We start from the raw sequence: 26,533 nt of genomic DNA on the forward strand, positions 1-26,533 counted from the left end.
GGTCTTCAGGAGGGGCGGGCGGGAATTCAGGAGGGATCGGCCGGGGACAGGTCCGCGCAGGCGCGGCCGATGCGCTCACAGGCCTCGGTGAGGACATCGGTGGAGGTTGCGAAGGAGATCCGGAAGTAACCCGGCGATCCGTACGCGGCACCGTGGATGACCGCCACCTGCTGCGACTCCAGCAGATAGCGGGCGAAGTCCTCGTCCGAGCCGATCACTTCACCCGAGGGAGTCCGCTTCCCCAGCACGCCCGTGCAGTTCACGAAGGCGTAGAAGCCGCCGCTGGGCGGGGTGCAGGACAGACCGGGGATGTCGTCGACCAGCTTCACGGTCACGTCGCGGCGGCCGCGGTAGACGGCCACACACTCGCGTACGAAGTCCTGGTCGCCGGTGAGGGCGGCGGCAGCCGCGGCCTGGCTGATGGACGACGGGCAGGACGAGATCTGTGACTGCAGAGTGTTGACGGCCGCCACGAGCGAGGCGGAGCCGGCGCCGTAGCCGATCCGCCAGCCGGTCATCGCGTATGACTTGGAGACACCGTTGGTGAGGAACACCCGGTCGGTCAGGCGCGGTTCGACAGCGGCGAGGCTGGGGACCCGACCCGGCTCGAACCAGATCTCGTCGTAGATCTCGTCGGTGAGCACCTGGACGTGCGGGTGCGCGAGCAACACGTCGGCCAGGGCGCGAAGTTCGTCGACCGTGTACGCGGCTCCGGTGGGGTTGCTCGGGGCGTTGAGGATCACCCAGCGGGTGCGGTCGGTGATCGCCGACTCCAGCCGCTGCGGAGTCAGCTTGAAGCCCTCCGCCTCCGGGCAGGGCACGACGACCGGTGTGCCGTCGTTGGCGAGGACCATGTCCGGATACGACACCCAGTACGGAGCGGGGACGATCACCTCGTCGCCCGTGTCCAGCGTGGCCATCAGCGCGAGGAAGATGACCTGCTTGGCCCCGCCGCCGACGGCGATCCGGTCGGCGGAGTAGAGGAGCCCGTGCCGCTGCTCCAGCTTCTGGGCGATGGCGGCCCGCAGTTGGGGGGTGCCGTTGACCGGGGTGTACTTGGTGTCGCCCCGCCGGATCGCCTCGACGGCGGCTGCCTTCACATGCTCGGGGGTGTCGAAGTCGGGCTCGCCGACCGTCAGGTCGAGGATGGCGAGTCCCTGGGCCTTCAGCTCGCGGACGCGCTGGGCGGCCGCGGTGCTCGCCGACGGCTTGATGCGCTGCACGCGCAGGGCGGTCGTGGAGCTCGTTGCGGTCGTCATGTCAGTCGGTCCGCCTCTCGAAGTTCAGGCCACCTGGCACCTGGAACGTCGGCAGGATCTCGACATGGCCGATGTTCACGTGGCGCGGCGAGCCGACGGCGAACTCGATGGCGTCCGCGATGTCCTCCGGCTTGAGCGACTCGTAGCCGTCGTAGAACTGCTTCTGGGCCTCTTCCATGTCGCCGAGGAGCCGGCCGAAGATCTCCGTCTCCACCCGGCCGGGGCAGATCTCGGTCACGCGGATCCGGCGGCCGTAGCCGTCGACGCGCAGCTGCCGGGAGAGCGTGTGCACGGCCGCCTTGGTGGCGTGGTAGACGGTGTTCCCGCCGAAGTTGTAGACGCCGGCGATCGAGCTGATGTTGACGATGTGCCCGAGGTCGCGCTCGACCATCCCGGGCATGATCAGGCGGACGAGGTGCAGTACGGCCTGGAGGTTGACCGCGATCTGCTCGTCCACGGCGAACTCGTCGGCGGAGAGGATGTTCCCGGTGCGGGAGACCCCGGCGTTGTTGACCAGGACGTCGACCTCGATGCCCCGCAGGGTCTCGGTGAGGGCGGCGGTGTCGGTGATGTCGACGGCGTGCGGGATGCAGCCCGTACGCCGGGCGAGGTCTTCGAGGCGTTCGGCGTTACGGGCGACGGCGTGGACTTCGAGCCCCTGCTTGGTCAGCCGCTCGACGACCACCGCTCCGATTCCGGTGGAGGCTCCTGTCACCAGGGCGGTGTTGTAGTCGGAAAAGGGCATGTGGATGCACTCCTAGAGATCCTGGAGAGAGGTGGGGGGTGAAAGAGAGTGGGGGGTGAAGGGTGACCGGCCGGACTACGCGTCGCGCAGCGGCAGGTGGGCCCTGTCCTTGACCCGGGACACGGCGATGAGCGTGCCGATCGAGGTGACGACTGCGTAGAAGGCAGGCATGTTGACGTTGCCCGTCTTGTCGATGAGGTAGGTCATCAACAGGGGAGCGGTACCGCCGAAGAGGGCGGCCGAGACGTTGTAGCCGAGCCCGTAGGCGGAGTAGCGCACCCGGGTGGGGAAGAGCTCGACGAGCAGGACGTGGATGACGCCGGTGTGGCCGGCGAAGATGACCGCCATGATGCAGGCGCCCAGGATGGCGAGCGGGACACTGCCGGTGCCGATGAGCAGGTAACAGGGAACGCCGGCGATGGCCATGGCGACAGCGGCGCCCGCGAGGACCTTCTTGCGACCGATGCGGTCGGAGAGGCTGCCCATGTACGGGATGGCGATCGAGATGGCCACCAGGCTGGTCGCGGTGACGAGCAGGCCCTGCACCTTGCTGAAGTCGAGCTCGGTGTTCATGAAGGTCGGCATGTAGCTGAACAGGACGTAGTAGCCGGAGCCGTTCATGAGCGGGATGAACAGGGCGAGCAGCATGGCCCGGCGGTGCTCGGGGGAGGAGAAGGCCTCCTTGAGCGGGTTCTTCGACAGGCCCCCCTCTTCCTTGAGGCGGTTGAAGTTGGGGGTGTCGCTGATCCGCTTGCGGATGTAGATGCCGGTGATGCCGAGCGGCACGGCGAGCAGGAACGGGATGCGCCAGCCCCACGACTCCATACGGTCCTGGCCGAGGCCGCTGGTCATGGCGGCGGCGATCAGTGTGCCGGTGAGCAGGGAGAGGAACGAGGCGATCTGGGCGTAGCTCGTGTAGAGGCCGCGCTTGCCCTCGGGGGCGTGCTCGGCGAGGAAGCTCATCGCGCCGGAGGCCTCGCCGCCGACCGAGAAGCCCTGTGCGACACGCAGCAGGATCAGCAGCGCCGGGGCCGCGATGCCGATGCTCGCGTACGTCGGCAGGATGCCGATCGCCGCGGTCGCGACGCTGATCAGCATGATGACGAAGACGAGCATCCGCTGTCGGCCTATGCGGTCGCCGAGGTGGCCGCAGATGATCCCGCCGAGCGGGCGGAAGAAGAACGAGACGGCGTAGCCGAGGAAGACGAACTGGACGGCGGTCGCGTTGTCCGCGTTCGGGAAGAACACGACGGCCAGGGTGCCCGCCATGAAGCCGAAGATTCCGTTGTCGTAGAGCTCGGCGAAGATGCCGACGCACCCGGCGAGGGTGACTTTTCGCGCGGTTTTCGGATCGACGGTGTTCGGCACCGGTTGAGCGGCCACGGTACTCATGACGTTCTCCTGTCTGCTTGGCAGGTTACGGGGAGACGGGGACGGTGCGTGCGGGGCTCGAGGGGATGCGCAGGGCGTCGAAGACGGTGCGCACCCGGTTCTGGAGGGCCTGGACGGCGTTTCGCTGGGAGCGGTGGGCGGCCACCGCCTCGGCGACGGTCCGGCGCCGGAAACGGACGGTCTGGCCCGGTCCGACCTGGCCGAGCGAGGACAGGCCGGTCGCGGTCACGACGGCCAGTACGGGATAACCGGCGGTGACGCCGCGACCACGGTGCAGGACGAGCAGCTCGTCGCCGGCGGGGACCTCGACGGCGCCGACGGGGACACCGCGCGAGAGCACCTCGCCGGTCGCCACGCGACGGGGCACGTCACCGGCCATCCGCAGTCCGATGTGGTTGCTCTGCGGGCTCACGGTGAACTCCGACCGGAACAGCCGGTCCGCCGTGTCACCGAACTCGGCGAGGTCGGGGCCGTCGGTCACGTCGATCGTCCAGGGCGACGGGAGGCGGGTCACGGGGAAGCGGGGCACCGGTGCCCGCAGCCGGAACAGCGGGATGCGGTACTCCGGGTGGTCGACGGGCGGGCAGTGCCGCTGGAGACCGAGCTCGTCCCCGTCGCGCAGCGAGTGGCCGAAGCCGAGGATCGTGTCGGGGGCGCAACTACCTTGCAGGTATGGGGTGTTGAGCGAGCCCAGCACGGCCAGGTAGACCCGGATGCCGCTCCGGATGCCGCTGATACGGATCGTCTCGCCGGACCGTACGGAGAGGGGCTCCCACTGCGGTCGTACGACGCCGTCGACGGTCAGGTCCGCGGGCGCGCCGGTCACCGCGACGAGTACGTCGGTGGACGGTGTGCAGCTGAAGTCCAGGGCGGTGATCTCCAGCAGCGGCGCGCCCTCGTCGTTGCCGCAGAGCACATTGGCGACGCGGGCGGAGTGCTGGTCGAGCGCGCCGTTCACCGGCAGGCCGTAGCGGGCGCGCCCGAACCGGCCCAGGTCCTGCACGGTCGCCATACCGGCCCGGAGGATGTTCAGGGTGTCAGCCATGCGACACCGCCAGGGAGCGGCCCGCGTGGTCGTCCCACTGCTCGGGCGTGATGGGTACGAAGCGGAAGGTGTCGCCGGGCCGGTACGCGGTCAGCGGGTCGGCGTCGAGGTCCTCCAGGACCCGCAGGGGTGTGCGGCCGAGCAGCGGCCAGCCGCCGGGCGAAGGCATCGGGCAGATCACGGCCTGTCGCCCGGCCACCGCGACCGAGCCGGGCAGCACCCGTGTGCGTGGGGAGGACAGTCGCGGTACGGGCCGGGGGAACGCCGGGCCGTCCATCATCGGGGCGCCGGCCGGTGCGCCGAGACAGCGGACGGTGAGGTCCGCGGCGGAGTGCAGGTCCACGACCTCCCGCTCGCTCAGCCCCAACTGGTCGGCGACGACGGGAAGATCGGGGCCGAACTCGCCTCCGTAGACCACCGGGACGACGAAACGCCGGGTCGCGGGCGGCGTCACGGGACCTTCGCCGAGCCGGTCCGCCTCGTGTCGCAGCACGCGCCGTACCGTGTCGTGATCGGTGTCGGCACAGTCGAACTCGACGAGCAGCGAGTCGTAGGTGGGCACGAGGCCGTGCACCCCGTCGAGCCTTACCGCGCCGAAGGCGTCGGCCAGCGCGTGCACGGTCTGCCAGGCGCGCTCGGCGTCCATGCCGACGGCCTTGGCCACGACGGCCGAGTCGCCGCAGTCCACGATCACGACGCTGCCGCGCGTGGTGTCGGCGCAGTCCACGACGCCCGTGCCGCTGTCCATGTCAGGCGGCCTTTCCGTCGAGCACGTCGGCCAGGGCCGTGATCTCGACGTCGGCGGCGAGCAGGTCCTGGCGCACGCGGTGGGCCAGGGAGATCGCGCCCGGGGTGTCTCCGTGCAGCAGCACGGTGTCGCATTCGACGGGGATGTCACGCCCGCCGACGCTGCGTATGACGCCCTCGGTCACCATGCGGATCGTCCGCTCGGCGATCTCCTTCTCCTCGTGGATGACCGCGCCGGGCTCGCTCCGCGGCACCAGCGTGCCGTCGTCGCGATAGGCCCGGTCGGCGATCCCGACGATGCCCACCCGCAGGCCGCGGGCGCGTGCGGCGTCGGCGAGCTCGCCGTCCTGGGCCAGGACGATCAGCGACGGGTCGAGGGAGGCGACCGCGTCCGCGACGGCCGCCGCGTAGTCGGGCCGGGTCGCGACCAGGTTGCCCAGCCGGCCGTGCGGGGCCACATGCCGAAGCCCGGTGCCGTTCGACACGGCGAACGCCTGGAGCGCCCCGACCTGGTAGAGCACATCGGTGCGGACCTCGTCCGGTGTCACCTCCATCGCGCGGCGGCCGAACCCGACGAGATCGGGAAAGCTGGGGTGGGCGCCCACGGCCACGCCGCGCCGCACGCAGTGGCGGACGGTGGCGTCCATGATCCGTGGATCGCCCGCGTGGAATCCGCAGGCGATGTTGGCCGATGTCAGCACATCGAGGAGGGCCTCGTCGTCGCCCATCGTGTAGGCGCCGAACCCCTCGCCGAGGTCGGCCACGAGATCAACCCTGTGCGTCATGACATCCTCCGGACAGAAGAAGAAAACGGCGGCGCCGCATTGTCGATCCGGCGCTCTTCGGGCGGGGTCTGTACGCTGCCTGAAAAGAGGGATTAACGGGGCCGTTACATTTCCTGCGAGATACGCGAGCCGTTCGGTCGAGCGACCTGGAAATCGCGTTTCGGTGAACGTAGTCCGAACGCGAGGGGGCGGCAAATACCCGTTGTGCGTGACGTAATCACCGTTGGATATGACGTCGAGCACACGCGCCAAGGGCCGTCCGGCGGCCCCGCGCCTACCATGAGGCTCCGCCCCCGCTGGAAGGCCGCACATGGACACCAGGCGTCTCTACTCGTTCGTAAAGATCGTGGATGCCGGGAGCATCACGCGCGCGGCGGACATCCTGCACATCGCGCAGCCCGCACTCAGTCAGCAGCTGTCGGCGCTGGAGGCCCAGTTCAAGCAGCAGCTGCTGATCCGCAGCAAACGAGGGGTCGCCCCGACGGAAGCGGGGCGCGCGCTGTACCGGCACGCGCAGCTCATCCTGCGCCAGATCGACCTCGCCCACGCGGCGGTCGACATCTCCGGACGGGCGCCCGCGGGCAGCGTCTCGGTGGGCCTCGCCCCCTACAGCATGGGCGCGGCCCTCGCGCTGCCCCTGCTCAGGAGCGTGCGCGAGCGCTACCCCGACATCCTGCTGCACATCAACGAGAACTTCGGCGGTGTGATCAGCGAGGCGATCATGACCGGCCGGATGGACATGGCGTTCATCTACGGGGCCGGGCCGCTGCGGGGCGTGCAGTTCGAGCCGCTGCGCACCGAGGACCTCTTCCTGATCGCCGCGCCGGGCGGGTCGGTGCCCTCAGGGGAGGGCGACGTCTCCCTCGAAGAGCTGGCCGGCGTCCCGCTGCTGCTGCCCAGCCGCATCCACACCATCAGACAGGTCGTCGACGCCGCGTTCCAGCACGCCTCGCTCGAACCCAGGGTGGTCGGCGAGATCGAGTCGGTCCTGACCCTGATCAGCGCGGTGGGCGCCGAGGTCGGGGCGACGGTCCTGCCCTGGTCCGCGGCGCGCGCGACCCTCGACGTACGGAATCTGGTGGTACGCCGGATCGTCAATCCGGCGATCACGGTGAAACTGTCCCTGTGCACCTCCGACCATCAGCCGCTGTCGGAACCCGCGCACGCCGTGCACGACCTCTTCCATGAATTGATCACGGAATTCGATGAGGACGCAGCCTTCGGGGACACGGCGATGGAGTCATCGACGTCATCGGATTAATGCATCCCGATTTTCGATGACGTCACGCAAATTGGCTATTTGTTGCTCTGGTCTGTGCTGACTAGCGTCTTCACGAATCGAATCGAATGAAATCGACTTCACTGATTTCGTGAAACGCGGATCAAGCACGGGAGAAACAGATGAAGCAGCGTGTGCTCACCACCCGGACCGCCCTCCCCGGCGGGGGAATCGCCCGCCTGGCGTCGCACGCGGAGGTCGTGGCGTGGCCGGGGACGAGCAAGCCCGAAGCGAGGGATCTGGCGGAACTGGCCAAGGGCGCGAGCGCCATCCTGGCCCTGGGCAACGACCAGGTGGACGCAGCCCTGCTGGACGCGGCCGGACCCACGTTGCAGGTCGTCGCGCTGGCGAGCATGGGCTACGACGCGGTCGACCGGGACGCCGCCGCCGAACGCGGAGTCGTGGTCACCCACACGCCCGGCGTTCTCGCCGAGACCACCGCCGACCTCACCTTCGCGCTCATCCTGATGGCCCGCAGGCGCCTCGGCGCCGCCCGCGACTCGCTGGCCGCCGGTCAGTGGGGTCTGTTCCGGATGGACGACTACCTGGGCCTGGACGTGCACGGCGCCACGCTCGGCCTCATCGGCTACGGCCAGATCGGCCGAGCCGTGGCGCGCCGCTCCCAGGGCTTCGGGATGCGGGTCATCCACCACGACCCCTACGCACCCGACGACGCCCTCTCCACATCGGTGGACCTGCCCACGCTGCTCGCCGAGGCCGACGTCGTATCGCTGCACGTCCCCCTCACCCCGCAGACACGTCACCTCATCGGCACCGCCGAACTGGCCGCCATGAAGCCCACGGCCACCCTCGTCAGCACCTCGCGCGGTGGTGTCGTGGACGAGGACGCACTGCTGCGGGCCCTGCGCGACGGGAGCATCCACTCGGCGGGCCTGGACGTCTTCGAGCGCGAACCCATGGGCCAGGAACTCTCCCCGCTGGTCGCCGAGCCTCACGCGGTCACGCTTCCGCACATCGGTTCCGCGACCGAGGCCACGCGGGCCGCGATGGTGGACCTCGCCGTGGACAACATCCTGGACGTACTCGCCGGGGGCCTGGCGCGCACACCGATCCCGGGCGGCGCGGCGACCCCGGGACAGGACAGGGCCCCGCGCCCGGTGGGCGGGCGCGGGGCCAGGTGACGCGGGTCGGAACTCGGCCCGTGCGGGGGTCGGAACACGGCCCGCGAGCGGGTCAGAGCGCGGCGGCTGCGCTGTGCAGGTTCTTGGCCGCCAGCGCGAGTCCCTCGGTCTGGGAGTAGGCCGCGTCCTCGTGCTCGATGTTCACGGCCATGTCCGGGTCGATCTCCGCGAGGGCACGCAGGAACTCGGTCCAGTAGGGGACGTCGTTGCCGTTGCCGACGGCGACGAACTTCCACGCCGGGTTCTCGGGCCAGGCGTTGCACCAGAAGCCGTAGCCGGTGGGCACCTTGTCGGGCGCGTCGGCGGGCACGCGCGTGAACGACGTGTCCAGTACGCCACGGATGTCGGCGCCGGCGCAGAGCGTGGCGTCCTTCGCGGCGGCGTGGAACACCAGCGGGCCCAGCCACTTGATGGAGGCGACGATGTCCATGCCCTGCCACATCAGGTGGGAGGGGTCCATCTCCGCGCCGACGTTCGTCAGGCCGCCCGCGTCGACGAGGCGCTTGAGGGTGACGGGGGAGAACACCACGTTGTGCGGGTGCATCTCGATGGCGACCCGGACGTCGTTCTCCCGGGCCAGCGCGTCGATCTCCTTCCAGAACTCGACGGCCACGCCCCACTGGTAGTCCAGGACGTCCATGTAGACGCCGTCCCACGGGTTCACGACCCAGGACGGGTACTTGGCGTCGGGGTCGGAGCCCGGCGTGCCGGACATCGTGACGACGTGCTTCACACCCAGCAGACCCGCCAGCCGGATGGTGCGGCGCAGATCGTCGGCGTGCTTGGGCCCGACGCCCGGGAGCGGGTTGAGCGGGTTGCCGTTGCAGTTGAGCCCGGTCAGTTCCAGCCCACGCTCGGCGAAGGCCGCCAGGTACTCCTCGCGCGCCTTGGCCGAGGACAGCAGCAGGTCGACAGGGCAGTGCGGGGAGGGGATGAAGCCACCGGTGTTGACCTCCACCGAGGTCAGCCCGTTCTCCTTGAGGATGTCGAGGGCTTCGGTGAGGGTGCGGTCGTGCAGACAGGCGGTGTAGGCGCCGAGCTTGAGGGCCATGTGTTTTCTTCCTTCTCTACAGGCTCTACGAGGGGGTCAGGCGGCGGGCGGGACCGTGACGGCGGCACCACCGGCCCGGGACGACTCGACGACGGCCCGGATGATCTCCATGGTCCGCAGCGCGTCGGCGAAGGTGGCGCAGGCCGGCAGCGGCTCGGCGACTCCCGCGACCTGGTCGAGGAAGGCACGCGCCTGGTACGTGAAGTTGTCGGCGTTGTTGGCGCCCACACCCGGCGCCTCCATCGGGACCCCGCCCGCGAAGTACGGCATCTGCGGACCGGCGATGATCTGCCGGGCGCCACGTGTACGGGCCTCGGGCTGGGCGTCGTCGAAGAGGTACTCGGCGGGCCGGTGCTGGTCGAACGCGGCCCGGCCGCCGAGGCCCAGGACGTCGAAGGCGAGCCCGTTGGGCAGGCCGAAGCCGGTGCGCGTCACCGAGAAGGTGCCGACCAGCCCCGACTCGAAGCGGGCGGTGAAGGACGCGGTGTCCTCGTTCTCGACCTCGCCGAACTCGTCGGAGACCGGCGCGGCGTTGTGGCCGACCACAGCACCCAGCGGCAGGGGCCGCTTGGGGATCTGCGTCGACAGCGAGGCACCTGAGACCGAGATGATGGGGCCGGCGACGTACTCGGCGACATCGATGACGTGCGAGCCGACGTCACCGAGCGCACCGGAACCGGGGCCGCCCTTGAACCGCCAGGTCAGCGGGCCCTTCGGGTCGGTCGCGTAGTCGCACCAGTACCTGCCGCTGAACAGCGAGAGATCGCCCAGCTCGGCGCGCTGCACATGCTGTCGGATCGCCGCGATGCCGGGGGAACGCCGGAAGGTGTACCCGACAGCGGTCACGACCTCGGCGGTGCGCTCCAGCTCGGCCATCGCACGGGCGTCCTCCAACGACCCGGCCAGCGGCTTCTCGCACAGCACGTGCTTGCCCGCGGCGACCAGCGCCTCCGCGATCGGGCGGTGCAGCGCGTTGCCCACGACGATACTCACCGCGTCGATCGTGGGGTCCTCGACGACGGCCTCCCAGCTCGGGAGCGCTTTCTCGTACCCGTAGCGACGGGCGGCGTCCTGGCCGAGTTCGACGTTGGCGTCGGCGATCGCGGCAAGGCGGACCGGCGGCAGGCCGGCACCGAAGACCGTGTTGACGTTGCGGTAGCCGGCGGCATGGCTGCGGCCGGCCATGCCGGCTCCGATCACCGCGACGGAGATGGGTTTGGCGGACGTGGTCATGGCGGGGCCTTTCGAAAGGAAGGGACGAGTCAGGAAGGAGGGGCGTGTCAGCGGGAAGGGACGTGTCAAAGGGAGCGCGTGGTCAGGTGGCGTACTGCCGTCGGAAGTGGCTCTCGATGGCTTCCATCGAGCGGCCCCGGGTCTCGGGAACGGTCCGCACGTAGTACGCGATCGTGGCGGCGTTGACCGCGGCGAAGATCAGGAACGTGGCCCCGCCGATCGCGTCGATCAGAGGCGGGAACACCAGCGTGACCACGAAGTTGGCCATCCAGGTGCCGAAGACGGCGGTGCCCATCGCGAAGCCGCGCAGGCGGAGCGGGAAGATCTCCGAGAGCATCAGCCAGAACACGGTCGCTATACAGCCCTGCATGAACAGCAGGAAGGTCAGCATGGACGCCAGCACGAGGTAGCTGCGGACGGTCGACTCGGGCAGGGCCAGGAAACAGAAGGCGATCAGCACCAGTGAGACGGTGACGCCGACCTGCCCGGTCAGCAGCATGGGGCGCCGGCCGAACCGGCCGAGCAGCCACATCCCGGTCGAGACCGCGAGCACCGCCACGACACCGTTGGCGATGGTGGCCGTGAGCGCGGCCTGGGTGCCCAGGCCGGTGTCCAGCAGGATCGTCGGCGCGAAGTACATGATCGAGTTGACGCCGGTGAGCTGCGTCAGGGCGGCCAGCCCGAACCCGAACGTCACGATCCGCCGCACCCAGGGTGTGCCCAAGTCCCGCCAGCCCGCCCGCCGTTCATGGGCGTCGGCGGTGACTCGGCGCTTGATCTCGGCGAACTCCGCGTCGACGACCTGCTCGTCGCGGATCCGGCTCAGCGTGCGGGCGGCGTCCTCGAACCGGCCGCGGGAGGCCAGCCAGCGGGGAGACTCGGGCACGAAGAGCATCCCGAACCACAGCAGCACGGCCGGGATGGTGGCGATCGCGAGCATCCAGCGCCACACACCGCCCTCGCCCACGGTGTTGGCCATGATCGCGTTCGACGTGTAGGCCAGCAACTGGCCGGTCACGATCATGAGTTCGTTCTGCGTCACGAGTCGGCCGCGGTGCTCGGCCGGCGCCAACTCGGCGATGAACACCGGAACCGTCGCGGACGCGCCGCCGACGGCGAGTCCGAGCAGCACGCGGAACAGCACCATCACCGTGACGTCGGGTGCGAGCGCGGTGCCCAGCGCGCCGATGAAGAACAGCACGGCCAGTCCGAGGATCGTCCGCTTGCGCCCGTAGCGGTCGCAGAGACGGCCCCCGAACAGGGCCCCGAAGGCCGCGCCGAGCACGAGCGACGAGGCGACGACCCCTTCGGTCAGCGGGCTGAGACCCAGCCCGCCGTCCTCGGGCGCACGGGCCATGAAGGGAAGTGCGCCGGAGATGACACCGGTGTCGTAGCCGAAGAGAAGTCCACCGAAGGTGGCGATGACGGTGATGGTCCGTAGCCGCCGGTAGACACGGCGGGAGGAGCTGCCTGCGTTGGTGGTGCTTGGTGTGGGGGCCTCAGTCGCGTCGTCCCTGACGTCCATGGCCACCTCCTGGCAGTTGTCGTGGGGGAGCCGTGCTCCTGCGGGAAGGGCGGACCGTCAGCTGGATGTGGGGAAGTTGAAGCCGGCGGTCACCTGCTGCTTGGGCTGCGGCCAACGGGTGGTGACGACCTTGGGCCGCGTGTAGAAGCGGATGCCCTCGGGACCGTGGATGGGGGAGTCGCCGATGAGGGAGTCCTTCCACCCGCCGAAGGAGTAGTACGACATCGGCACGGGCACCGGCACGTTGACGCCGATCATCCCGACCTTCACGTTGCGCTGGAAGCGGCGCGCGGCCTCGCCCGAGCCGGTGAACAGGGCGGTGCCGTTGCCGTACGGGTTGGCGTTGATGACACCGATCGCCTCGTCGAGGCTGTCGACGCGGACGACGGCGAGGACCGGTCCGAACAGCTCTTCCTTGTAGGCGTCCATCTCGGTCGTGACGTGGTCGAGGAGGGAGGGGCCGGTGAAGAAGCCGCTCTCGTGGCCGTCGATCTTCAGGCCGCGACCGTCGACGACGACCGTGGCGCCCTGCGTGGCGGCGGTGCCGACGGCGTTCTCGACGCGCTCCTGGGAAGCCTTGGTGACCAGAGGCCCCATCTCGATGCCGGGCACGTCACCGGGACCGACCTTCACCTCGCCGGCCTTGCGCTCCAGGATCTCGACCAGACCGTCCGCGGCGGTGCCGACCGCGACGGCGACCGACACGGCCATGCACCGCTCGCCCGCCGATCCGTACGCGCCGGCCGTGATGTGGTTTGCGGCGAACTCCAGGTCGGCGTCGGGGAGGACGACGGCGTGGTTCTTGGCCCCGCCGAGTGCCTGGACGCGCTTGCCGTGCGCAGTGGCCGTCTCGTGGACGTACCTGGCGATCGGCGTCGAACCCACGAAGGAGACGGCCTCGACACCGGAGTGGGTGAGGATCGCGTCGACCGCTTCCTTGCCGCCGTGCACGACGTTGAAGACGCCGTCGGGCAGCCCGGCCCTCTTGTAGAGCTCGGCGACGAAGTTTGCGGCGGAGGGGTCGCGCTCGCTGGGCTTGAGGATGAAGGTGTTGCCGGTCGCGATGGCGATCGGGTGCATCCAAAGAGGCACCATGGCGGGGAAGTTGAACGGCGTGATGCCCGCGACGACCCCCAGCGGCTGGCGGAAGTTGTGCACGTCCACACCGCGTGACACCTGGTCGGAGAAGGACCCCTTCAGGACGTCGCCGAGTCCGCACGCGAACTCCACGACCTCCCGGCCGCGCGTGATCTCGCCGCGCGCGTCGTCGACCGTCTTGCCGTGCTCGGCGGAGATGATCCGGCCCAGCTCCTCCTCGTGCTCCACGAGAAGCTGCCGGAAGGCGAACATCACCTGGGTGCGCTGGGTGAGCGACGACTCGGACCAGGTCTCGAAGGCGGCGGTGGCGGCCGTGACGGCCGTGTCCACGTCGGCGGCCGAGGCCAGGGCGACCCGGGCCTGCTCCTGGCCGGTGGCCGGGTTGAACACGGGGGCCGTCTCCGGGCTGGTCCCGGCGGTGGGGGAGCCGTTGATCCAGTGCTCGATGGTCTTCACGGTGCGGGTTTCCTTTGCGGGGACGGGACTTACAGGTAGTGGCGCTGGGCCTGCTTGCGGGCGGCGTACGTCTCGTACGCGTCACGGGTGGAGTCCAGGGCGGAGGTCTGGCTCACCGGCACGTCCCACCAGCCGTGGCCGGGCGGGTTCGGCCCGTACAGGTCGGTCTCGACGTGTACGACCGTGGTGCGGGTGGCCGTCTTCGCCTTCTCCATCGCCGCACGGAACTCGTCGACGGAGGTGGCGTGCAGGACGTCCGCGCCGAGCGAGGAGGCGTTGGCGGCGAGATCGACGGGAAGCACGCCACCGTCGAGCTGGCCCGAATCACCGTTGCGGAAGCGGTACTTGGTGCCGAACCGCTGGGAACCCAGGGCCTCCGACAGCGAACCGATCGAGGCGAAGCCGTGGTTCTGGACGAGGACGATGATGACCCTCAGCCCCTCGGAGACCATGGTGACGATCTCCTGAGCCATCATCAGATACGAGCCGTCACCGACGAGTACGACGACCTCGCGCGACGGATCGGCCATCCGCGTGCCGACGCCGGCGGCGACCTCGTAGCCCATGCAGGAGTACGCGTACTCCACGTGGTAGGCCTTCGGATCCCGTGCCCGCCACAGCTGTTGCAGGTCGCCCGGCATGGAACCGGCGGCGTTGATGACGACGTCACGGTCGCCCAGGACGTCGTTGAGCGCGCCGAGGATCTGGGTCTGCGCGGGCAGTTCACCGGTCTGCCGGTCGGCCGCGAAGCACTCCTCCTCGATCTCCCTTGTACGGGCGATGAGTTGGCGTGTGCGGTCGCGGTACTCCGGGGAGACCTCCCAGTCCGTCAGCGCGCCCGCGAGGGCCTGGACGCCGAGCCGCGCATCGGCCACCAGCGGTTCGGCGGAGTGCTTCACGGCGTCCAGGCGAGCCACGTTGAGATTGACGAACGTGACGTCCGGGTTGCCGAAGACGGTGTGGCTGGCGGTGGTGAAGTCGGAGTAGCGGGTGCCGATACCGAGGACGACGTCCGCCTCGCGTGCCAGCTCGTTCGCCGCGTACGAGCCGGTCGAACCGATGCCGCCGACCGCGTACGGGTGGTCCCAGGGCACCGCACCCTTGCCGGCGTGCGTGTCCGCCACCGGGATGCCGGTGGCCTCGGCGAAGGCACGCAGCTGGGTCTCGGCGCCGGAGTAGACGGCACCGCCGCCGGCCACGATCAGCGGCCTGCGGGCACCGCGCAACAGACGCGCGGCCCGCTCCACAGCGGCTGCCTCCGGCACCGGGCGGCCCACATGCCAGACCCGGCGCCGGAAGAAGGAGACGGGCCATTCGTACGCCTCGGCCTGGACGTCCTGGGGCAGCGAGAGCGTGACGGCGCCCGTCTCGACCGGGTCGGTCAGCACCCGCATCGCGGCCAGCGCGGCCGGGATCAGCTGCTCGGGCCGGGAGATCCGGTCGAAGTACTTGGACACGGCCCTGAAGGCGTCGTTGACCGTGACGTCCCCGCCGCGGGTGTCCTCCAGCTGCTGGAGGACGGGGTCGGCGGCGCGGGTCGCGAACATGTCGCTGGGCAGCAGCAGAACCGGGATCCGGTTGGTCGTCGCCAGCGCCGCGCCGGTGATCATGTTCGTGGAGCCCGGCCCTGTCGACGCCGAGCAGGCGAAGGTCGCCAGCCGGTCGCGCATCTTCGCGTACGCCACCGACGCGTGCACCATGCCCTGCTCGTTGCGGGCCAAGTAGTAGGGCAGGTCGGCCTCTTGGGTGACGGCCGCTTGCAGGAGCGCCTGGCCCAGACCGGCCACGTTGCCGTGCCCGAAGATGCCCCAGACCCCGGGGATCAGCCGCTGTTCCTGGCCGTCGCGCTCGCTGTACTGGTTCGCCAGGAAGCGCACGAGGGCCTGTGCGGTGGTGAGCCTGATCGTTTCCATCACTCGGTCTCCTTGGCCCCGAACGGCAGCCGGGGGTCGGTCGCCTGGGACTCCCAGGTGCCGCGGACCCACCCGTGGGCGGGGTCGTCACAGATCAGCCAGGCGCGGTCCTGCCCCGGACCAGCCATGACGTTGAGGTAGTAGAGGTCGTAGCCGGGCGCGGCGATCGACGGGCCGTGCCAGCCGTGCGGGATCAGCACGGTGTCGCCGGAACGCACCTCGGCGAGCACGTCGATCGGCCGCTCCGGGGTGCCGTACACCCGCTGGTAGCCGAAGCCGTCCTCGCCCGCGACCTGGAAGTAGTAGATCTCCTCCAGCTCGGACTCGACCGCGCTGCCGCTGTCGTCCGTGCGGACCTCGTCGTGCTTGTGCGGCGGGTACGAGGACCAGTTGCCGCCGGGAGTGAGGACCTCGCACACCAGCAGCTGCTCGGCGTCGAACGTGCCCGGCAGGCAGTAGTTGTTGACCTGGCGGGAGCAGTTCCCGGCACCGCGCAGCTCGACGGGCACGTCCTCCTTGCGCCCGTACCGGGCCGAGTGACCTCCCCGCTCGGTACGGGCGGAGGGCAGCGCGAACAGACCTCCCTGCGCGCTGCTGATCAGGGCCTCCGACTCGCGCGGGAGATACGCGAAGTCGGTGGCCGAGGCGAACACGCCTGTCCGACCGGCGAGTTCGAAGGCCGTGCCGTCCGTGGTGACGGTGCAGGAGCCCGTCAGCGGCAGGACCAGGAACTCGGAATCCCCGGTGGACAGGGCGTGCGCCTGGCCCGGCCTCAGGGTCAGGATCCTGAGGCCGGAGTATCCCCAGCCCGCCGACTCGGGCGTGACCACGAGGTCGTACGAGCCGTCGGCCGAAGTCCCATGGGGGAGGTGGTACTTGCTCGTGTCGTTCACAGCAGGCTCACCGCCCGGTCCACCGCGCCGGCCACGTCGCCGTCCGAGGGGTAGAGCAGGGAGCGGCCCACGACCAGGCCCTGTGCGGTGGGCTGCTTGAGGGCCTTGCCCCAGGAGGCGAAGGCCGCGTCGGGGTCGGTGACCTCGCCGCCCAGCAGGAGTGCCGGGAGGGTGGAGGCGGCGAGGACCCGCTCCATGTCGTCCACGACCGGCAGCTTCAGCCAGGTGTAGGCGGTGCGTCGGCCGAGCCCCGAGGCGATGGTGACCGACTTGATGACGGCGTCGGTGGAGAGGTCGTTGCGGACCCTGCCGTCCTGCCAGGTGGAGAGGAACGGCTCGACCAGCGCGATGAGTTGACGGTCGTTCAGCTCGTCGACCGCCCGGGCGGTGTTCTCCAGGACGGACGGCGTCGCCGGGTCCTGGAGGGCGATGCGGGTGAGCATCTTGCCGCCGTCGAAGCGCATCGCGGCGATCGTCTCGGCGTCGTAGCCGGTGAAGCGGTCGTCGATCTCGAAGACCGACCCCGCGAGCCCGGCCCGGTTCATCGAGCCGAAGACGCTCTTGCCGTCGAGCACACCGAGCAGCAGCAGGTCGTCCAGGATGTCTGCGGTGGCCAGCACACCCGTCACGCCGGGTCGCTCCAGGGCGACGCACAGGCGGTCCAGCAGCTTGAAACGGTCGGCCATGGCGGTGGGGTCGCCGCCGACGCCGTTGGCGCCGCGCGCGGGATGGTCCGCGGCGATGATCATCGCCTTGCCGTGCTCGCCGAGCAGCGAGGTGGACCGAACGCGTCGCGCGGCTGCCGCCGCGACGGCACCGGGATCACTGACCCGGGCCTCCACGATCCGGCTCACGTTGTCAGACAGCACGTCGTCACACCTCTCGCTGAGGATCGTCGAGGGAACCGGGGAAGCCGGAGGAAACAGGGGAACCGGAGGCCGCTGCGCGGAGCTTCGCCTCCACCTCGGCCTCGGTCGGCATGGCGTCGGAGCAGGACAGCCGGCCCGCGACGATGGCTCCGGCGGCGTTGGCGAAGGCGACCGTGCGGCGGGTGTCCCAGCCGGACAGCAGCCCGTGGCAGAGCGCGCCGCCGAAGGCGTCACCGGCGCCGAGGCCGTTGACGACGTCCACCGGGACCGGCGGGATCTCGGCGGTCGAGCCTTCCCGGTTCATGGCGAGCACACCCTTGGGCCCCTGCTTCACCACGGCGAGCTCGACCCCGGCGGCGAGCAGCGCCTTCGCCGCCGCGTAGGGCTCGCGCTCACCGGTGGCGACCTCGCACTCGTCGAGGTTGCCGACCGCGACGGTGGTGTGGCGAAGCGCCTCGGCGTAGTACGTACGGGCCGTCGCCGGGTCCTTCCAGAACATCGGCCGCCAGTCGAGGTCGAAGACCGTCGTCCCCGCCTTCGCCCGGTGTGCCAGGGCGGTGAGGGTGGCCGAGCGGCTCGGGTTCTCGCTGAGACCGGTTCCGGTGATCCAGAAGACGCGGGCGTCGCGCACCGCCGCGAGGTCGAGATCGTCGGAGCGGATGTCCAGGTCGGGGGCCTTGGGGAGGCGGTAGAAGTAGAGCGGGAAGTCGTCCGGCGGGAAGATCTCGCAGAAGGTCACCGGGGTCGGCGCGATGTCCGACGTACCGACGAAGCGGGTGTCGACGCCGTAGCCGTCCAGGGCCGTGCGGACGAAGTCCCCGAACGGGTCGCGGCCCGTCTTGGTGATCACGGCCGCGGAGTGCCCGTAACGGGCGGCGGCGACGGCGACGTTGGTCGGGCTGCCGCCCAGGTACTTGCCGAACGAGGTGACCTCGGCCAGTCCCACGCCTGTCTGGAGCGGATACACATCCACTCCGACGCGGCCCATGGTCAGCACTTCCAACGGCATAACGCGGTTTCCCTTCGCTCCGGAGATCCCGGGGACGGTGGACTTAAAGCGCTTTAAAAGCGCCTACAGCGGAGAACGATGCCTTCGCTCAAATGTCCTGTCAATAGGTTGTTACTACGAGATTTCGCGGGTCGATCGTCGCGCCGCGAGGCCGATGGGGAACGGCGGCGGCGAAGGTCGGAGACCGATGCTTCGCGCGCCGGTTCATCGGCGATGTTCGCGCCTGGCGACTCGGGCCTGATTCGCAGGTCAGGCCCGAGTCAGGAAGGTGCCAGGGCACTGGGCATTCCCGAGCACCGCGCGGGACGCCCGAAGGACGTGGGTGCCGGGGGCGGGCCCGTCAGGACCCGTCCGCCAGGTATCCGTCGATCTTCTCGCGCATGAACCGCGAGGACTCGTGGGCCCGTTCCTCCCACGCGAAGACGCAGGCGGTCAGCGTGCCGTCGAAGTTGTTGGCCTTCAGCTCCCGGAAGAGTTCGCCGAAGTCGACCTCGCCCTGCCCGATGTCCAAGTGCTGGTGGATCCGTGCCGGGGTCCCGGGCGGATTCAGGATGTACCGGTTGCCGGACGACGCCGTGTGGTCGAAGGCGTCGGCGAGGTGCACGTGGGTCAGCAGGTCGCCGGCGTACTGGATGATTCCGGGCGCGTCGTTGCCGATGTGGAAGGTGTGCGGGGCGCAGTACAGGAACGTGACGTTGGGGTGGTTGATGCCCCGGATCAGGTTGACCGCGTCGTAGCCGTTCTCGATGAAGTCGTCCGGGTGCGGCTCCAGGGCCAGGTGAATGCCCTCGCGCTCGAAGACCGGGAGGAGCTCGTCGAGGGACTTCCAGAACTGCGCCTCGCTACGGTCGGCCTGCTCCGGGCGGCCGTTGAACTCGGAGATCATGCTGTCCACGCCGAGGTCGGAGGCGATCTGGATGGACCGCTTCCAGTACCGTACGGCGGCCTGCCGGTCGTCCTCGTCCGGCCCGGACCAGCGGAACAGGGGCAGCATCGAGGAGATGCCGACGCCCGCCGCGTCCAGGGCCTTGCGGAACTTCCGTACGGTGGCGTCGTCGACGCGGGGGTGCCGGAAGAACGGGATGAAGTCCTCGCGGGGGGAGAGCTCGATCCACTCATAGCCCAACTCGGCCACCACAGCGGGTAGTTCGAGCAGCGGGGTGTCGCGGATCATGTATGGATCGAGGGCGATCTTCATGAGGGAATGCCTTCGGGTCGATGGGGGACGGTGGAGCGTTGGATCGGGGCGCCGCTGTCAGCTTTTTCCTTCGGCGGAGGTGGAGGTGGAGGCAGTGACGCCGGTGGTGGTGGGCGTGGGCGTGGGTTTGGGTGCCTTGAGGTCTTCGGCTTCGGGGAGTTCTTCGACGTCGACGCCGCGGACCTGGGCCAACTCGTGCTTCAGCGCGGCGAGTTCGGCGCCGCCTGCCATGTGGTTGGTGAGTTCTTCGAGGGTGACGTCGGCGCGGGCGGCGGAGAGTTCCATGGTGCCCAGGCGCAGGACGCTGAAGTGGTCGCCGACCATGTAGGCGTGGTGCGGGTTGTGGGTGATGAAGATGACGCCCAGCCCCCGGTCCCGGGCGGCGGCGATGTACTTCAGCACCACACCGGACTGCTTGACGCCCAGGGCTGCGGTGGGCTCGTCCAGGATGAGGACGCGGGCGCCGAAGTAGACGGCGCGGGCGATGGCCACGGACTGGCGCTGGCCGCCGGAGAGGGTGCCGATGGGCTGGTCGAGGTCGTCCAGGATGATGCCCATGTTGCGCAGTTCCTGGTCCGCAGTCTGCTTCATCTTGGCGATGTCCAGGCGGCGGATCGGCCAGGGGCCCTTGGTCATCTCGGAGCCGAGGAAGAAGTTCCGCCAGACCGGCATCAGCGGCACGGTGGCCAGGTCCTGGTAGACGGTGGCGATGCCCTTGTCCAAGGCCTCGCGTGGGGTGTTGAGGTGGACGGCCTGGCCGTCGATGAGGAACTCGCCCTCGGTGTGCTGGTGCAGCCCGGAGATGATTTTGATCAGTGTCGACTTGCCGGCGCCGTTGTCGCCCAGCACGCAGGTGACCTGGCTGGGATACACCGACAGGTCGACGGTGTGCAGGGCGCGGACATTGCCGTACGCCTTGCCCGCGCCCTTCAGCTCGACGATCGGCTTGGCGTCCGTGGGCTTGTCCTTGACCGCTGCGCCGTTGGGGGAGGTGTGGTTGGTGGTCATGGCTTTACCTCCGGGTGGCCTGGCGGCGGACCCACAGATTGACGAGGGCGGCGAGCAGGAGCATGACGCCGAGGAAGGCCTTGAACCAGTCGGGGTTCCAGTTGGCGTAGACGATGCCCTGGGAGACCATGCCGAAGATGAAGGCGCCGATCACCGGGCCGATGGCGGAGCCGTAGCCGCCGGTGAGCAGGCAGCCGCCGATGACCGCGGCGATGATGTACAGGAACTCGTTGCCGACGCCCTCGCCGGACTGGACGGTGTTGAACGAGAACAGGATGTGCATCCCGACGAACCAGGCACCCGCCCCCACGCCCATGAACAGGGCGATCTTGGTGAAGGTGACCGGCACACCCACCGCACGGGCCGATTCCTTGCTGCCGCCGGTCGCGAAGATCCAGTTGCCGAACTTGGTGCGCAGCAGCAGCCAGGTCGCAGCCGCGGCGAAGACCAGCCAGTAGAACACCGTGATTTTGACGTCGACGCCGCCGATGCTGATCTCGGACGCGAAGACCTTCTTGGCCTGGTCGAAACCGTCCATGTCGCTGATCGAGTCCGTCGCGACATTGCCCGTGAAGATCTTCGTGATCGCGAGGTTGGCGCCCTGGAGGATCAGGAACGACCCCAGCGTGATCAGGAACGACGGCAGCCCTGTCCTGACCAGCAGATAACCGTTGAATGCCCCGATCGCCAGAGACACCACCAACGCGACGACCACACCGACCCAGACATTCATGGAGAGCTGGAAGCTCCACATGCTTGCCGTCAGGGCCGAGGTCGTCACGGCCACACCGGCGGAGAGGTCGAACTCCCCGCCGATCATCAACAGCGCCACCGGGAGGGCCATGATGCCCATCACCGACGACTCGTAGAGCACGTTGGCCAGCGAACTGGCCTCGCGGAACGGGGAGGCGACCGCGAAGAAGAACACGTACACGGCGATCGCCGCGATGAGCGCGCCGATCTCGGGGCGGGCCGCCAGCCTGCGGGCCAGGGACCGTTCCGAGGTCCGGCCGTCCTTGGGGGTGGCCGGCGGAGCCGGCGACGAGGAACTCGTCGCCGGTGCCGTTGCCTGGATCATCGGGGTCACCGAGTGCCCTTCTCAGCGAACTTCGCGATGGCCTCGACGTTCGACTTGTCGACGAACGCCGGGCCGGTCAGCACCGGCTCCTGACCACCGCCACTGAAGTTGCCGTTGGTCTTGTAGAGCCACAGCGAGTCGACGGACAAGTAGCCCTGAAGGTAGGGCTGCTGGTCCACGGCGAACTCGACGTCACCGCTCTTGATGGCGCTGACCATCTCCTTGTTCAGGTCGAAGGTCGCCACCTTGGCCTTGCTGCCGGACTCGGAGACCGACTGCACGGCGGTCAGTGCGAACGGGGCACCGAGCGTGACCACGGTGTCGATCGACGTGTCCTGCTTGAGCTTGGCGCTGATCGTCGACTTCACGGCCGGCATATTCGTGCCGTTCACGTACAGGTTCGTGGTCTTGCCCTTGAACGTCTTCTTGACGCCCGCACAGCGCTGCTCCAGGCCGACGTGGCCCTGGACCTGGATGACGCAGACGTTGTTCTTGGCGCCGGTCTCGTTGAGCTTCTCGCCGAACGCCTCACCGGCGACCAGCTCGTCCTGGCCGAAGAACTCCAGGAGGCCCTGGTCCTTCCACTGGTCCATGCCGGAGTTGAGGCCGACGACCGGGATACCCGCCTTGCGCGCCTTGGCGATGACGTCCTTCATGGCGTCGGGCTTGGCCAGGGTGACCGCGATGCCGTCGACCTTCTGGTCGATCGCGTTCTGCACGAGGCTGGCCTGCGTCGACGCGTTCTCGTTGTTCGAGTAGATGAGCTTGACGTTGTCCTTGGCCGCGGCGGCCTGGGCGCCCTTGCGGATGATGTCCCAGAACGTGTCCCCGGGAGGCGCGTGGGTGACCATCGCGATGGTGATGCGGGGAGTGTCGGCCTTGCCGACGGCCGCGTCGCCCGAGTCCTCCTCGGCCTTCTTGCCACCGGAGTCACTGGAACAGCCGGCGAGGACCAGGGCGGCCGCGGCGGCCACGGCCACTGCGGGGACGATTCTGCGGGAGCGGGGAAGGGATGTGCGGTTCATGGTTCGTGCACCTCACTGTGCATCTGGTGTTGCGTCTGGTGTGCGTCTGGCTGGGAAAGTGGAGCCGCGGCTGCTGGTTGGGCCGGGTGGTCGCGAGCGCCTGGGTCAGGGTCGCGGTACAGGCGGGGGAGCGGGCTGAACCCGGCTCGGTGGGTCCCTCGGATGCCTGGTGGCGCCTGGGGTCCCACGGCGTCCGGACGCAGGCCCTCGATCCGGTCGACCTAGCGGTCCCCGGATTCGACCTTCACGGCCCTGTCGGGTGGAGAGCGTGCGGAGGCTTCGGGAGCGTGGTTCGTAAGGCGATGCCGCGCCCGGTACCGGCATGCGGGGAGCCGTGGCGGCGGACCGTGCCGCGGCCGAGCGCCTTGTGGGCGTCGACGGCGGCCTGGTGCCTCTCGGGCACCCCGGTGTCATGCACGGCCGAGGCCGCTCCGTAGCCGCCCGGGCGGGTGCGGTCGGCCATGCCGGCGTCGATGACGCCGATTCCGATCGACTGCTTCCTCACTTGAGGCTCCTCTCCGGCGCACGAGGCGCTGTGGCAGGGGAGTCGGAGAACGCGATCCGTGGGGTGACGCGGTCCCGAGCCGACTACGTTGGAACAACAGGACAATTTAAAGCGCTTTAAGTCCTGGTACTATCGGCTCGTTTCGTGAGCGTGTCAAGGGTGTTGCGCGGGGAGATTGCTCAGGGAGGTATCAGTGGATGACGTCGATTCCGCGCGTGACCGGAACGGCACGGGCAAGCGTCCCCGGCTGGAGGACGTGGCCGCCAGGGTGGGGCTGTCCACGGCGTCGGTGTCCCTGGTCCTGCGTGGTGTGTCCGGCCCCAGCGAGCGGACCCGTCAGCGGGTCCTGAAGGCCGCCGCCGACCTCGGCTATCAGGTGGACCGCACCGCGAGCCTGCTGGCCAGCCGACGCACCCGGCTGCTCGGCGTCATGGTCGACGTCCACCGACCCTTCCACGCCGAACTGGTCGAGCACCTGCACACGGCCGCCGAGGCGGTCGGCTACGACCTCGTCCTCAGCACCCAGACCCGCACCCGCGACGAGCACACCGCCGTCGAGACGCTGCTGGCCTTCCGCAGCGAGGCCATGATCCTCCTCGGCCCGACCGTCCCCGCCGACACTCTCGCCGCCCTCGACCGCAGGTCCCCCGTCATCGCCGTCGGCCGCCGGATCGCGGACGCCGCCCTGGATGTCGTACGCACGGCGGACGACGACGGAGTGGGCCAGATCGTGGACCATCTGGTGGGCCTCGGCCACCGTGCGATCGCGTACGTCGACGGCGGCAAGGGTGTCATCGCCACCGACCGGCGCCGCGGCTACCGCACCGCCATGCGCCGCCACGGCCTGGACGCACACATCCGGGTCCTGCACGGTGACCACACCGAGGCGGCGGGCGAACGGGCGGCCCGCAAGCTCCTCGACGGCGACGCCCTGCCCACCGCCGTCGTCACCTACAACGACCAGTCCGCCATCGGTGTGCTGGCCGCCCTGGCCCGAGCCGGTGTCGCCGTCCCGGGCCAGGTGTCCGTGGCCGGCTACGACGACGACACACTCTCCCGACTGAGCTGCTTCAACCTGACCACCGTCAGCCAGAACGCCGAGGAGCAGGCACGGCACGCGGTCGCCGCCGCCGTCGAACGCCTCGACCACGGCCGCACCGAGCCGCGTGAGGTCGTACTCCCGCCGCATCTCGTCATACGTGGCACGACGGCCGAGCCCGCCTGATCCCACACGCGGCACGACGGCCGAGCCTGCCTGACCACCTCTGCCCGTGCTGGTTCCGGGGGCAGGGCCGCTTCCGCCCTGCGGCCGGAACCGCCCCGCGGCGCAGCCGGTCTTCGTGCGCCGAAAACCCGTCGCGATACGTGCGGCGGGTTGTTAGCGTGAACGCATGAGTTACGTCCTCTACCTCTGACCGGGCCCCAGGCTCCGCCCCTCACACCGCAGTTGAGGCGCCGGGAGCCGTGATGCGCCCGCGGCCCGCCCTGTTCTGGGCCTGGCCGTCCGTCAGATCGAAGGCGCGCTTCCACCCCCCATGACACAGGGGTGACGTGTGCCTCCTTCCGGAGGAAGAACAACGTGACCACTCTCAACCTGCCTGCCCGCGATCGGGCCCAACTGACCTGCACGGGCGTCCGCGTCGACCGCGGTGGCCGTACCGTCCTGCACCAGGTCGACATGAAGGTCGCCCCGGGTTCGCGCTGGGGCGTCGTCGGCGAGAACGGACGCGGCAAGTCGACCCTGCTGCACGTACTCGCCGGCACCCTGGCACCCGACGAGGGGACCGTGCACCGCGTCGGCACGCTGGCCCTGGCCGAGCAGGAGATGCCGGCCGAGGACGAGCGGACGGTCGGCGACATCGTCGACGAGCACCTCGCCGACGCCCGCGCCGCCCTCCTACAGTTGGATGCCGCAGCGACGGACCTCGCCGAAGCGCGGCCCGGCGCCGAACAGGACTACGCCGACGCTCTGGAAGCGGCGCAGGCACTGGACGCCTGGGACGCCGACCGCCGGGTCGACGTCGCCCTCGCCGGGCTGGGCGCCGTCAGCGACCGCACCCGTCTCCTCGCCACCCTCTCCGTAGGACAGCGCTATCGGATCCGGCTGGCCTGTCTGCTGGGCGCCGAGAACGACCTCCTGCTGCTCGACGAGCCGACCAACCACCTCGACCTGGCGGGTCTCGAGTACCTCACCGCCAGGCTGCGCGCCCACTCCGGCGGTGTCGTCGTGGTCAGCCACGACCGGGCGCTCCTGTCGGACGTGGCCACCACGATCCTGGACCTCGATCCCACCCGCGACGGCAGCCCGCGCGTCTACGGCGGCGGGTACACCGGCTACCGCGAGGGCCGCGAGGCCGAACTGGCCCGGTGGGAGGCGGAGTACGAGCAGCAGCAGGCCGAACACACCCGTCTCAAGCAGGCCCTGTCCGATTCGCAGAACCGCCTGAGCACCGGCTGGCGCCCGGACAAGGGCACCGACAAGCACCAGCGAGCCACCCGTGCGGGTGGGCTGGTCCGCTCAGTCCACCGACGCCAGGAGGACCTGGAGCAGCACAAGGTCACCGCCCCCGTCCCGCCCCAGCGATTCCACCTGCCCGACCTGCCCGCCCGGCCGGGTGTCGTCCTGCTGCGCGCGGAGGAGGTGACTGTCGACGGGCGGCTGCACCGGCCGACCGGCCTGTCGGTGACATCCGGCGACCGGCTGGCCGTCACCGGGCCGAACGGGGCGGGCAAGTCCACACTCCTGTCCGTCCTGGCCGGTCAACTCGTCCCCACCACAGGCCGGATGCACCACTCGCGCAAGCTGCGCCTGCACCTGCTCGGACAGGAGTCACCGCGAGCGACGCGCCGACGGGCCCATGACCTCTACCGCCGGCACACCGCGCGACTGGTCAGCGCCGGTGTCCTGAAGGAGGGCGAGGTGACAGGACTCGGCTCGCTGGGCCTGCTCACCTCGCGCGACGCCAACAAGGCCGTCGCCGAGCTGTCCATGGGACAGCAGCGCCGACTCGATCTCGCCCTGGCCCTCGCCGCCCGCCCGCACGTCCTCCTGCTGGACGAGCCCACCAACCACCTGTCCATCGCCCTGGTCGACGAACTCACCCAGGCTCTCCACACCACCGAGGCGGCCATCGTCCTGGCCACCCACGACCGCCAGATGCAACGCGACATCCACACCTGGCCGAATCTGTCGCTGCAGCTCCCCGTCGAGGCTGTTCGCGTGTAGAAGCCGCCGATGGAGGAGGCGGACCCCAGACCCCAGCTGTCCTGACCCGGAC

Annotated in this window: 23 protein-coding genes; 4 read left to right on the forward strand and 19 right to left on the reverse strand. The window is 69.6% G+C overall.

From position 1 onward, the window contains the following. Positions 1–26: 26 nt before the first annotated feature. The 6 genes from ACN20J_RS45585 to ACN20J_RS45610 all read right to left on the reverse strand — a co-directional run bounded on the left by ACN20J_RS45585 (position 27) and on the right by ACN20J_RS45610 (position 5,973). Entirely contained in the window at positions 27–1,259 is a 1,233-nt protein-coding gene (locus ACN20J_RS45585) for an aspartate transaminase (protein ID WP_361886515.1), read from the reverse strand. Position 1,260: 1 nt separating this feature from the next. Next, the gene (locus ACN20J_RS45590) at positions 1,261–2,004 is read right to left on the reverse strand and encodes an SDR family oxidoreductase (RefSeq protein WP_190229994.1); all 744 of its coding nucleotides are present in this window, start codon (positions 2,002–2,004) and stop codon (positions 1,261–1,263) included. Between the two features lie 75 nt (positions 2,005–2,079). Then, complete coding sequence (locus ACN20J_RS45595) at positions 2,080–3,396, reverse strand: MFS transporter (RefSeq protein ID WP_189842602.1); 1,317 nt, start codon at positions 3,394–3,396, stop codon at positions 2,080–2,082. 25 nt (positions 3,397–3,421) lie between these two features. Next, on the reverse strand, positions 3,422–4,441 hold the full coding sequence (locus tag ACN20J_RS45600; protein WP_419668325.1) for a biotin-dependent carboxyltransferase family protein: 1,020 nt from the start codon (positions 4,439–4,441) through the stop codon (positions 3,422–3,424). Beyond that, positions 4,434–5,189, reverse strand: a complete 756-nt coding sequence (locus ACN20J_RS45605) for a 5-oxoprolinase subunit B family protein (protein ID WP_189842600.1) — start codon at positions 5,187–5,189, stop codon at positions 4,434–4,436. Before ACN20J_RS45605 ends, ACN20J_RS45600 begins: the two co-directional genes overlap by 8 nt. Before the next feature lies 1 nt (position 5,190). Beyond that, entirely contained in the window at positions 5,191–5,973 is a 783-nt protein-coding gene (locus ACN20J_RS45610) for a LamB/YcsF family protein (RefSeq protein ID WP_189842599.1), read from the reverse strand. Between the two features lie 310 nt (positions 5,974–6,283). On the opposite strand from ACN20J_RS45610, the gene nac reads away from it, so the two are divergent. After that, positions 6,284–7,234, forward strand: coding sequence for a nitrogen assimilation transcriptional regulator NAC (nac, locus tag ACN20J_RS45615; RefSeq protein WP_419668326.1), 951 nt, complete (start codon positions 6,284–6,286; stop codon positions 7,232–7,234). Between the two features lie 140 nt (positions 7,235–7,374). Beyond that, on the forward strand, positions 7,375–8,394 hold the full coding sequence (locus ACN20J_RS45620; protein WP_419668327.1) for a 2-hydroxyacid dehydrogenase: 1,020 nt from the start codon (positions 7,375–7,377) through the stop codon (positions 8,392–8,394). A 52-nt stretch (positions 8,395–8,446) separates the two neighbouring features. On the opposite strand, the gene ACN20J_RS45625 is transcribed toward ACN20J_RS45620, so the two are convergent. The 13 genes from ACN20J_RS45625 to ACN20J_RS45685 all read right to left on the reverse strand — a co-directional run bounded on the left by ACN20J_RS45625 (position 8,447) and on the right by ACN20J_RS45685 (position 23,255). Next, positions 8,447–9,445 carry a sugar phosphate isomerase/epimerase family protein gene (locus tag ACN20J_RS45625; protein WP_419668328.1) on the reverse strand — a complete coding sequence of 333 codons (999 nt, stop codon included), beginning with the start codon at positions 9,443–9,445 and terminating at the stop codon, positions 8,447–8,449. Positions 9,446–9,481: 36 nt separating this feature from the next. After that, positions 9,482–10,678, reverse strand: a complete 1,197-nt coding sequence (locus tag ACN20J_RS45630; RefSeq protein WP_419668329.1) for a Gfo/Idh/MocA family protein — start codon at positions 10,676–10,678, stop codon at positions 9,482–9,484. An 82-nt stretch (positions 10,679–10,760) separates the two neighbouring features. Next, on the reverse strand, positions 10,761–12,203 hold the full coding sequence (locus tag ACN20J_RS45635; RefSeq protein ID WP_419668330.1) for a sugar porter family MFS transporter: 1,443 nt from the start codon (positions 12,201–12,203) through the stop codon (positions 10,761–10,763). A 57-nt stretch (positions 12,204–12,260) separates the two neighbouring features. After that, positions 12,261–13,757: a CoA-acylating methylmalonate-semialdehyde dehydrogenase gene (locus ACN20J_RS45640; protein ID WP_190229986.1), complete on the reverse strand. Its 1,497-nt coding sequence runs from the start codon at positions 13,755–13,757 to the stop codon at positions 12,261–12,263. A 29-nt stretch (positions 13,758–13,786) separates the two neighbouring features. Next, positions 13,787–15,670 carry a 3D-(3,5/4)-trihydroxycyclohexane-1,2-dione acylhydrolase (decyclizing) gene (iolD, locus tag ACN20J_RS45645; RefSeq protein WP_419668331.1) on the reverse strand — a complete coding sequence of 628 codons (1,884 nt, stop codon included), beginning with the start codon at positions 15,668–15,670 and terminating at the stop codon, positions 13,787–13,789. Further along, a complete protein-coding gene (iolB, locus tag ACN20J_RS45650) occupies positions 15,670–16,563 on the reverse strand; it encodes a 5-deoxy-glucuronate isomerase (RefSeq protein ID WP_419668332.1) in 894 nt (297 codons plus the stop codon). The genes iolD and iolB overlap by 1 nt, the downstream gene beginning before the upstream one ends. Then, positions 16,560–17,432 carry a Cgl0159 family (beta/alpha)8-fold protein gene (locus ACN20J_RS45655; protein ID WP_266756169.1) on the reverse strand — a complete coding sequence of 291 codons (873 nt, stop codon included), beginning with the start codon at positions 17,430–17,432 and terminating at the stop codon, positions 16,560–16,562. Before ACN20J_RS45655 ends, iolB begins: the two co-directional genes overlap by 4 nt. 4 nt (positions 17,433–17,436) lie before the next feature. Beyond that, positions 17,437–18,441: a 5-dehydro-2-deoxygluconokinase gene (gene iolC, locus ACN20J_RS45660; RefSeq protein WP_419668333.1), complete on the reverse strand. Its 1,005-nt coding sequence runs from the start codon at positions 18,439–18,441 to the stop codon at positions 17,437–17,439. 340 nt (positions 18,442–18,781) lie between these two features. After that, positions 18,782–19,639, reverse strand: coding sequence for a sugar phosphate isomerase/epimerase family protein (locus tag ACN20J_RS45665; protein WP_361912647.1), 858 nt, complete (start codon positions 19,637–19,639; stop codon positions 18,782–18,784). Positions 19,640–19,696: 57 nt separating this feature from the next. Then, entirely contained in the window at positions 19,697–20,647 is a 951-nt protein-coding gene (locus ACN20J_RS45670; RefSeq protein WP_419668334.1) for an ATP-binding cassette domain-containing protein, read from the reverse strand. A 4-nt stretch (positions 20,648–20,651) separates the two neighbouring features. After that, positions 20,652–21,725 carry an ABC transporter permease gene (locus ACN20J_RS45675; RefSeq protein ID WP_419669075.1) on the reverse strand — a complete coding sequence of 358 codons (1,074 nt, stop codon included), beginning with the start codon at positions 21,723–21,725 and terminating at the stop codon, positions 20,652–20,654. Between the two features lie 5 nt (positions 21,726–21,730). Further along, entirely contained in the window at positions 21,731–22,750 is a 1,020-nt protein-coding gene (locus ACN20J_RS45680; RefSeq protein WP_388370465.1) for a sugar ABC transporter substrate-binding protein, read from the reverse strand. Positions 22,751–22,994: 244 nt separating this feature from the next. After that, positions 22,995–23,255, reverse strand: coding sequence for a hypothetical protein (locus ACN20J_RS45685; RefSeq protein ID WP_419668335.1), 261 nt, complete (start codon positions 23,253–23,255; stop codon positions 22,995–22,997). A 193-nt stretch (positions 23,256–23,448) separates the two neighbouring features. Between ACN20J_RS45685 and ACN20J_RS45690 the strand changes: the two genes are divergently transcribed. Together ACN20J_RS45690 and ACN20J_RS45695 are read left to right on the forward strand one after the other, a co-directional pair. Beyond that, the gene (locus tag ACN20J_RS45690; protein WP_419668336.1) at positions 23,449–24,480 is read left to right on the forward strand and encodes a LacI family DNA-binding transcriptional regulator; all 1,032 of its coding nucleotides are present in this window, start codon (positions 23,449–23,451) and stop codon (positions 24,478–24,480) included. A gap of 354 nt (positions 24,481–24,834) precedes the next feature. Then, complete coding sequence (locus ACN20J_RS45695; RefSeq protein ID WP_419668337.1) at positions 24,835–26,481, forward strand: ABC-F family ATP-binding cassette domain-containing protein; 1,647 nt, start codon at positions 24,835–24,837, stop codon at positions 26,479–26,481. Positions 26,482–26,533 lie beyond the last annotated feature (52 nt).

Source organism: Streptomyces sp. 2-1 (assembly GCF_048564895.1).
Taxonomy (GTDB): domain Bacteria; phylum Actinomycetota; class Actinomycetes; order Streptomycetales; family Streptomycetaceae; genus Streptomyces; species Streptomyces phaeochromogenes.

Coding starts and splice junctions, on each gene's coding strand:
- iolC (WP_419668333.1), bottom strand. CDS start 18,441: ATGCCGTTGGAAGTGCTGACCATGGGCCGCGTCGGAGTGGATGTGTAT.
- ACN20J_RS45625 (WP_419668328.1), bottom strand. CDS start 9,445: ATGGCCCTCAAGCTCGGCGCCTACACCGCCTGTCTGCACGACCGCACC.
- ACN20J_RS45600 (WP_419668325.1), bottom strand. CDS start 4,441: ATGGCTGACACCCTGAACATCCTCCGGGCCGGTATGGCGACCGTGCAG.
- ACN20J_RS45670 (WP_419668334.1), bottom strand. CDS start 20,647: ATGACCACCAACCACACCTCCCCCAACGGCGCAGCGGTCAAGGACAAG.
- ACN20J_RS45595 (WP_189842602.1), bottom strand. CDS start 3,396: ATGAGTACCGTGGCCGCTCAACCGGTGCCGAACACCGTCGATCCGAAA.
- ACN20J_RS45585 (WP_361886515.1), bottom strand. CDS start 1,259: ATGACGACCGCAACGAGCTCCACGACCGCCCTGCGCGTGCAGCGCATC.
- nac (WP_419668326.1), top strand. CDS start 6,284: ATGGACACCAGGCGTCTCTACTCGTTCGTAAAGATCGTGGATGCCGGG.
- iolD (WP_419668331.1), bottom strand. CDS start 15,670: ATGGAAACGATCAGGCTCACCACCGCACAGGCCCTCGTGCGCTTCCTG.
- ACN20J_RS45680 (WP_388370465.1), bottom strand. CDS start 22,750: ATGAACCGCACATCCCTTCCCCGCTCCCGCAGAATCGTCCCCGCAGTG.
- ACN20J_RS45635 (WP_419668330.1), bottom strand. CDS start 12,203: ATGGACGTCAGGGACGACGCGACTGAGGCCCCCACACCAAGCACCACC.
- ACN20J_RS45620 (WP_419668327.1), top strand. CDS start 7,375: ATGAAGCAGCGTGTGCTCACCACCCGGACCGCCCTCCCCGGCGGGGGA.
- ACN20J_RS45610 (WP_189842599.1), bottom strand. CDS start 5,973: ATGACGCACAGGGTTGATCTCGTGGCCGACCTCGGCGAGGGGTTCGGC.
- ACN20J_RS45675 (WP_419669075.1), bottom strand. CDS start 21,725: ATGATCCAGGCAACGGCACCGGCGACGAGTTCCTCGTCGCCGGCTCCG.
- ACN20J_RS45605 (WP_189842600.1), bottom strand. CDS start 5,189: ATGGACAGCGGCACGGGCGTCGTGGACTGCGCCGACACCACGCGCGGC.
- ACN20J_RS45590 (WP_190229994.1), bottom strand. CDS start 2,004: ATGCCCTTTTCCGACTACAACACCGCCCTGGTGACAGGAGCCTCCACC.
- ACN20J_RS45630 (WP_419668329.1), bottom strand. CDS start 10,678: ATGACCACGTCCGCCAAACCCATCTCCGTCGCGGTGATCGGAGCCGGC.
- ACN20J_RS45665 (WP_361912647.1), bottom strand. CDS start 19,639: ATGAAGATCGCCCTCGATCCATACATGATCCGCGACACCCCGCTGCTC.